The following is a 7373-nucleotide window of genomic DNA, read 5'->3' on the forward strand; positions in this document are numbered from 1 at the left end:
TCGCCCGGCTTGTCGGCTGGCTTCTTGAACGGCCGTGTTTTCGTGCTGTCCGGCGTCACGTCCAGCTCGCTGTCGGCCATGCGGTTGTCGGTATCGGTGCGCTCGTCATTCACCTTCAGCACCGCCGGTTCGATGCGGCGCGGATAGGCGTTGTTGCTGCGATCGGCATCGGCGGTTTCCCACAGCGGATCGATTTCAGCCGACTTGAGCGTCTTGGGCGTGACATGCTGCCAGGTGACGCCGCGCACATTGTAGCGCCACACTTCGGCAGGGATGCGGATGGTTTCGTTGGTGCCATCGGCATAATCCAGCTTCAGGATCACCGGCATCACCAGGCCGCCGATGTTGCGGAAGCTGAAGTGATAGAAATGATCCTTGAAGGCCAGCGCCGCCGCCTGCTCCGGCTCCAGCTTCTTCTGCAGATCGGCGTAATCCTTGCGGTCCTTGGCGGTGATGGTGAAGCGGTCGGTTTCGTCGTAGAAATCGCGCGTCTTGGGATCGCGGTCGATCACGGGTTTCTGGGTGTTGCGCACCGCTGTCAGCGGCGTTGGCTCCGCCATGGCGCGGTCCTTGCGCCAGGCCTTTTCAATCTCGGGATTGCGCGTGTCCAGCCGGGCTTCGATCACCTTGTCGAGCGCGATATCGACATGGTCGGTCGAATAGAACCAGCCGCGCCAGAACCAATCGAGATCGACGCCCGATGCCTCTTCCATGGTGCGGAAGAAATCATACGGCGTCGGCCGCTTGAAGCGCCAGCGCCTTGCATATTCCTTGAAGGCGAAATCAAACAGTTCGCGGCCCAAAATCGTCTCGCGCAGGATGACCAGCGCGGTCGCCGGCTTGGTATAGCCGTTCGGCCCGAATTGCAGCAGGCTGTCGCTGTGCGTCATCAGCGGCACCTGATCGCGGCTGACCATATATTCAACGATATCACGCGGTTCGCCGCGCGCCGGCCATTTCGGGTCCCAGCGCTTTTCGGCTTCGAACTGCAGGAAGCTGTTGATGCCTTCGTCCATCCACGTCCACTGGCGTTCATCGCTGTTCACCGTCATCGGGAACCAGATGTGGCCGATTTCGTGGATGACGACGCCGATCAGGCCGTATTTGGCGCGTTCGGTGTAGGTCAATTGTCCGGTTTTCTTGTCCTTCACCGGGCGCGGGCCGTTGAAGGTCATCATCGGATATTCCATCCCGCCGACCGGGCCATTGATGCTCTGCGCGGTGGGATAGGGATAGGGGAAGGAGAAATCCCCATAGACTTCAATGGTGTGGGCGATGGATTTGGTGGAATAGGCATCCCAGAGCGGACGGGCTTCCTTGGGATAGAAGCTCATGGCCATCACCAGCGGATTGGCGGTGTCATTCTGTTTGACGCCCACCGCGTCCCACACGAATTTGCGGCTGGACGCCCAGGCGAAATCGCGGACATTCCTTGCGGTGAAGCGCCAGGTGCGCGTGGCGGTGGACTTGCCCTTCTCGGCCGCCAGCGCTTCGGCTGGGGTGACGATATAGACCGGCTCCTTGGCGGTGCGGGCCTCGTTCAGCCGGGCGCGCTGGGCGGCGCTCAGGATGTCGGGATTGGCCAGTTCGCCGGTGGCGGACACGACATGATCAGCCGGAACGGTGATCGACACATCATAATCGCCGAATTCCAGCGTGAACTCACCGCCGCCGACAAAGGCCTTGTTGTGCCAGCCTTCATAATCGGAATAGACCGCCGCGCGCGGGAACCATTGCGCCCCCAGAAAGATGCAATTGCCGTCCTGATCAGCCTTGGTGAAGCATTCATAGCCGGACCGGCCGCCGACCACGCGGGTTTCGGGCATCGGCAGGGTGAAGTCGATCTTCACCGTGGTGACGCCGCCGCTGGCCAGCGGCGCGGCCAGATCGATGCGCAGCAACGTATCGACCACGACGAACTTCAGCGCGCGGCCCGACGCATCGGTGACCTTCAGATCGTTGAAGCCGCCTTCCCACTCCTTCATGCGCATCGCCTTGCGCACGTCGGTCATGCCGATGCTGCCGCCGGGCGACACGGTTTCCGCCCGCTCGGCAATATGATTGCGCTTGTAATTCTGATCGAGCAGCAGCCAGAGATATTTCAGGCTGTCCGGGCTGTTGTTGTGATAGGTGACGGTCTCGCTGGCGCTGATCGTGCGCGCGGCCTCGTCCAGCTTGGCGGTGATGCGATAATCCACCTTCTGCTGCCAATAGCGATGGCCCGGCGCGCCGGCGGCGTTGCGGGTATCGGTGGGGGTCGGCCAATCCTCGCCTTCGAACTGGCGGAATTTGTCGACGAAGCTGCCCTTGGTCTGCTCGATCGGGTTGGCCTGCGCACCTGCGCCCACCAAGATCGCCGCTGCCAGGGCCAATCGGCCAAACCATCCCACGATGTTCACGTCTGTCATCCCCCGCCCGGCTCCTGCACCGGAATGTCACAATTGCCCGCCACTGTGCGCGTTGGCAAGCGGGCGCGTTGCACACGGCGGCTGTTTGTGCCTATATTCACTCGTCGTTATTTCGGGAGGCTGTCATGCGGTTGATGTCTGTTGTTCTGGCTTCTGCTTTGGCCGGCGTTGCGGCGCCGGCGCTGGCCTGTGCCTTTGATGGCATGCCCGGCTACAGCCATTATTCGCCGGATGGCAGCGATCCCTATGCCGGTGCCTATGCCGAAGCCGCTGCCCGTATCGCCGAGCAGCGCCGGCAGGAAGCCATTGAAACCGCTCGGCTTGCCATGATGAAGCGCCTGGGCCTGAAGGACGTGCAGACGGCTGAAGCAGCCGGCACCCCAGTTGCAATGGCAAATGCCCAGCCCTGACAGCCGCGCGATTGCTGACACTGCCGACGGGCCTCTGGTGGTTGCCAGAGGCCTTTCGCATAGCCGCGGCGGCCGCGTGGTCATGCAGATCGGCGATTGGCAGTTGCACGCCGGCCAGCACGCCCTGATTCTCGGGCCATCGGGGTCGGGCAAAACCAGTTTCATCAACATCGTCAGCGGCCTGCTGACGCCGACGGCTGGCGAATTGTGGGTGGCCGGCGAGGCCATGTCGCAATTGCCGCCGGCCGGGCGCGATGCCTTGCGCCGCCGCACCATCGGCCTGGTGTTCCAGACGCTGCGGCTGATCCCGGCGCTGTCGGTCATCGGCAATCTGGCCTTGGCGCAACAACTGGCGCTGGGCCGCACTGATGCCGCCGAAATCGCCCGGCTGATCGACCGGGTCGGCCTGTCCCACCGCGCCGATGCGCGCCCGCGCCAATTGTCGCAGGGCGAAGGCCAGCGTGCCGCCATCGCCCGCGCGCTGTGCACCAAGCCGCGCCTGCTGGTCGCCGATGAGCCGACATCGGCGCTGGACGATAGCAATGCGGAGCGGATGATCGATCTGATGTTCGAAGCCGCCGATGCCACGGCTGCGACGCTGCTGATTGCCACCCATGATGGCCGGATTGCGCACCGTTTTGCCAATCGGCTCGATCTGGCGGCACCGCAGGCCGTTGCCGCATGATCCGCCTCAGCTTCGCCTATTTGCGCGACCGCGCGCTGAACACGGCGCTCAATATTTTGCTGCTGGCGCTGGGCGTGGCCAGCCTGGTGATCCTGCTGCTGTTTTCCAGCCAGCTGGAAAGCCGGTTCGACCGCGATGCGCAGGGCATTGACATGGTGGTGGGGGCGAAGGGCTCGCCGCTGCAACTGATCCTGTCCAGCGTCTATCATGTCGATATTCCGACCGGCAATGTGCCGCTGGACACGGTGGCATTGCTGCGCCGGCAATTGGGGGTGGCCGAGGCGGTTCCGCTGGCACTGGGTGACAGTTTTCGCAGCTTTCGCATCATCGGCACTGAGCCGGCCTATCCCAAATTGCTGGGCGCCGACATTGCGGCGGGCCGGATGTTTGCCGCGCCGATGGAAGCGGTGATCGGCGCCGAAGTGGCGCGGCGGACGGGCGCCGGGCTGGGCCAGCGGTTTGTTGGCGGCCACGGGATGAGCACAAAGGAGAGCGGCGGCGATGAAGGCCCCAAGCATGAAGAAACCCCGTTCATCGTCGTGGGGCAGCTGGGGCCGACCGGCACGGTGATCGACCGGCTGATCCTGACCCAGGTGCAGAGCGTGTGGCAGATGCACGGCATTGCCAGCCCGGAAGCGGCGCATGACGATGAGCATCATGAGGGCGAAACCGCCAAGGAACATGAAGCGCATGTCAGCCCCGCCGAAGTGACCGCCGTGCTGGTGCGCTTTGGCAGCCCGATTGCAGCGGTGCGCCTGCCCGGCTTCATCAACCGCCAGACCAATTTGCAGGCCGCCGTGCCCGCCGTGGAGGTGTCGCGGCTGCTGGCGCTGGTCGGCGTTGGGCTCGATGCCGTGCGCGGCTTTGCGGTGCTGTTGATGCTCACGTCCGGCCTGTCGATCTTTGTCGCCTTGCTGACCGCGCTGAAGGAACGCGAAGCCGACATGGCGATGCTGCGGGTGATTGGCGCCAGCCGGGCGGCGATCATCGGCCAGGTGGTCAGCGAAGGGCTGATACTGGCCGGCGCCGGCGCTGCGCTGGGGCTGATTTTGGGTCACGGCGTGATTGCCATTGCCGCCGCCAATATCGAGCAGCTGGCGCAACTGGGCCTGTCCGGCCTGTCATTTCATCCCGGCGAAGCGATCATCGTGGCCGCAGCCTTGACCATCGGGCTGATTGCCGCCTTGATTCCAGCCATCAGAGTGCTGCAAGCTGATATTGCCGAAACGCTCGCCAATGCCCGCTAACCCTCCGGAGAAACGCATGCGCCTGTTCACTTTTGCGATTGCTGCGGCGGCCGCTCTGCTGGTTGGGCAGCTGGCTGGTTCGGGTGCCATGGCGCAATCCACCACGCTGAAGCCATCGGAATCGATCTGGAAGCCCGCGCCAACCCCGCCCGGCGGCGTGGCCTGGCAGGTGCTGGAAAGCGCGCAGGAAGACAAGACCGCCGCCAAGGCCGGCGCGCTCAAGCCTTTGTATCCGGCCGCGGTGAAGGCGCTGGCCGGCAAGCGGGTGAAGATCAACGGCTATATGCTGCCGCTCGGCAAGGGGGCCAGCCAGAGCCATTTCGTGCTGCTGGCCTATCCGCCCGATTGCCCGTTCCACCTCAATCCCGGCCCGCAGCAATTCATCGAAGTGAAGGTGTCGAGCGCGGTGCCGATGAATTATGATGTGCGCACCATCGAAGGCACGCTGGAACTGGCCGGCAGCGACGGCGCGGGCGTGTTCTACAAGATCAGCGACGGCAAGGAAATGTGAGGACGCTTGCCCTTCCCCTGCTTTGCTCTGCGCTGCTGACAGGCACCAGCGCAGCAGCGCAGGCCGTGCCGCCCGAAGTGGCCAGCCGCATCGACAAGGATATGCGGGATTGGGCGCAGGCCAATCATATCCCCGGCCTGGCCTGGGGCGTGGTGCACCGCGGCGAGGGGCTGGTGCACAGCGGCCATGCCGGCATTGCCGATGTCGCCAGCGGCCGCAAGGTGGCGGCCGACACGCGCTTTCGCATCGCCAGCATGACCAAGGCGTTCACGGCCCTGACGCTGTTCAATCTCGCGGCCGAAGGCAAATTGCGGTTGGACGACCCGGTCACCGCCCATTTGCCCGAAACCAGCGAGTGGATCGGCGGCGTCACCGTGACCGACCTGGTCCACCACATGGCCGGCTTTGTCACCGATGATCCGTGGGGGGACCGCCAGACGCCGCTGCCCGAAAGCCAGTTTACCGCGCTGCTGTCCATCGGTGTGCCGTTCACCCGCGCGCCGGGGCTGGTGCACGAATATAGCAATCTGGGCTACGCCATGCTCGGCCGCATCGTCGCCAATCGCAGCGGCCAGCCGTTCGAAGCCGAAATTGCCCGCCGCATCTTCACGCCGCTCGGCATGGCCGCCACTGGGTTCAACCTGGCGGATGTGCCGCCCGGCGCGCTGGCCACCGGCTGGCGCTGGGAAGACGGCAAATGGCAGCGCGAGCCCGACATGGCGCCCGGCGCGTTCGGGGCGATGGGCGGCGTGATCACCACGGTGCCCGATTATGCGCGCTGGATGGGCCATTTGCTGGAGGCATGGCCGCCCGCCGCGCCGGCTGCTGGCCCGCCGATCACGGGTGCAGCGCCAGTCGTTGAGGCCAAGGCCCGCATCACCGTGCGCGCCCTGCTGCGCGGCGAAGGCTCCCCGCGCCGGGCCGCGCGGCCCACTGTGGCGGCCACGTCGCCGTGCCAAATCGCGGTGGTTTATGGCGGCGGGCTGCGCGTCGGCGATGATTGCACGCTGGGCCGGGTGGCGTTCCACGGCGGCGGCTATCCCGGCTATGGCAGCCACATGGTGATGGCGCCCGAACGCGGCTGGGGCGTGTATCTGTTCACCAACCACACTTATGCCGGCGCCGCGGCCCCGACCTGGGACGCGATGATGACCCTGCATGACGCCGGGCTGGTCAAGGCGGACGTGACGCCGATTTCAGTGCCTTTGGCCCGGCTGGCGGGTCCGCTGCACCGCATCTGGACCAGCGGCCAGGTTACCGGGGAACCCAGCGCGCTGGCGATGAACCTGCTGATGGACCGCGACGCCGCCCACCGCGCCGCCGATATTGCTGCCATCAAGGCGCGCAGCGGCCCCTGCCCGCGCCCGCCCGGTGTGCGGGCGCAGGGCGCTCTGGCCGGCGACTATATCTGGTATTGCCAGAACGGCGTGCTGTTGGCGCGGGTGTTGCTGGCGCCGACCACGACGTCGCAAATCCAGTCGCTGGAGTGGTCGTTCGAACCTGGCCCGGACATGACCAAGCCGCGCAAATAGCGCGACATCAGCCGACCATCAGGAACGCCGTCACCGTCAGGCGGCCGGTGGCGGGATTGGCATGCAGCGGCGTGTCCGGCGTGATGGCGCCGCTGTGCAATTGCTGGCCGCGGTAGAGCACGGCGCGGTTAAACTGGCTGGGGACGGCGTGGATCTGTTCGAACAACGGCGTGTCCCCGCAGCAATAGCTGGCGGGCGGCGGGCCGAGATGGCGCAATTGGGCGTCCACGGCTGCAAAATAGGCCTGGTGGCTGTGCTGCGTGATGCTTTGCAGCCCGGTGGCGCGGTGGCGGTAAAAACCGGTGCCTTCGGTGAAATCATTCAGATAATGCACGATGGCAAGCTGGCGCGGGCTGAAGCCATCGGCGTGCGGCAGGCGCTGGCCAATGGCCAGATCGCCGGGCGGGGTGGTGACAATCGAAAAACTGGCATCGATGATGGTGATCAGCCCGGCCAGATCGAACACGCGGGCAATCACGGTGTGGAGCATTTGCATCTGCGCGTCAGACCAGTAATCGGCGGGCAATTCGGCGCGAATGCCGGGATAGAGATTGCGGGCCGGCCCAAAGCTGGCGGCCAG

7 protein-coding genes are annotated in these 7373 nt (G+C 65.1%); 5 read left to right on the forward strand and 2 right to left on the reverse strand.

Annotated features, from left to right (window positions below):
- Positions 1 to 2408: M1 family metallopeptidase (locus ABWP50_RS08455; RefSeq protein ID WP_353217558.1), on the reverse strand; the 2408-nt coding region annotated here is incomplete at its 3' end.
- 125 nt (positions 2409 to 2533) lie between these two features.
- Here ABWP50_RS08455 and ABWP50_RS08460 point away from each other — a divergent pair.
- The 5 genes from ABWP50_RS08460 to ABWP50_RS08480 all read left to right on the forward strand — a co-directional run bounded on the left by ABWP50_RS08460 (position 2534) and on the right by ABWP50_RS08480 (position 6793).
- On the forward strand, positions 2534 to 2818 hold the full coding sequence (locus ABWP50_RS08460) for a hypothetical protein (protein WP_353217559.1): 285 nt from the start codon (positions 2534 to 2536) through the stop codon (positions 2816 to 2818).
- 82 nt (positions 2819 to 2900) lie between these two features.
- Positions 2901 to 3503, forward strand: coding sequence for an ABC transporter ATP-binding protein (locus ABWP50_RS08465; RefSeq protein WP_353217580.1), 603 nt, complete (start codon positions 2901 to 2903; stop codon positions 3501 to 3503).
- Entirely contained in the window at positions 3500 to 4750 is a 1251-nt protein-coding gene (locus ABWP50_RS08470) for an ABC transporter permease (protein WP_353217560.1), read from the forward strand. The genes ABWP50_RS08465 and ABWP50_RS08470 overlap by 4 nt, the downstream gene beginning before the upstream one ends.
- Before the next feature lie 16 nt (positions 4751 to 4766).
- Positions 4767 to 5261 carry a DUF3299 domain-containing protein gene (locus ABWP50_RS08475; protein ID WP_353217561.1) on the forward strand — a complete coding sequence of 165 codons (495 nt, stop codon included), beginning with the start codon at positions 4767 to 4769 and terminating at the stop codon, positions 5259 to 5261.
- Positions 5258 to 6793 carry a serine hydrolase domain-containing protein gene (locus tag ABWP50_RS08480; protein ID WP_353217562.1) on the forward strand — a complete coding sequence of 512 codons (1536 nt, stop codon included), beginning with the start codon at positions 5258 to 5260 and terminating at the stop codon, positions 6791 to 6793. The genes ABWP50_RS08475 and ABWP50_RS08480 overlap by 4 nt, the downstream gene beginning before the upstream one ends.
- A 7-nt stretch (positions 6794 to 6800) precedes the next feature.
- Here the strand turns inward: ABWP50_RS08480 and ABWP50_RS08485 are convergent.
- The coding region (locus ABWP50_RS08485; RefSeq protein ID WP_353217563.1) for a DUF6445 family protein at positions 6801 to 7373 on the reverse strand (573 nt) is incomplete at its 5' end.

This window comes from Sandarakinorhabdus sp., from assembly GCF_040398645.1.
Lineage (GTDB): Bacteria > Pseudomonadota > Alphaproteobacteria > Sphingomonadales > Sphingomonadaceae > Sandarakinorhabdus.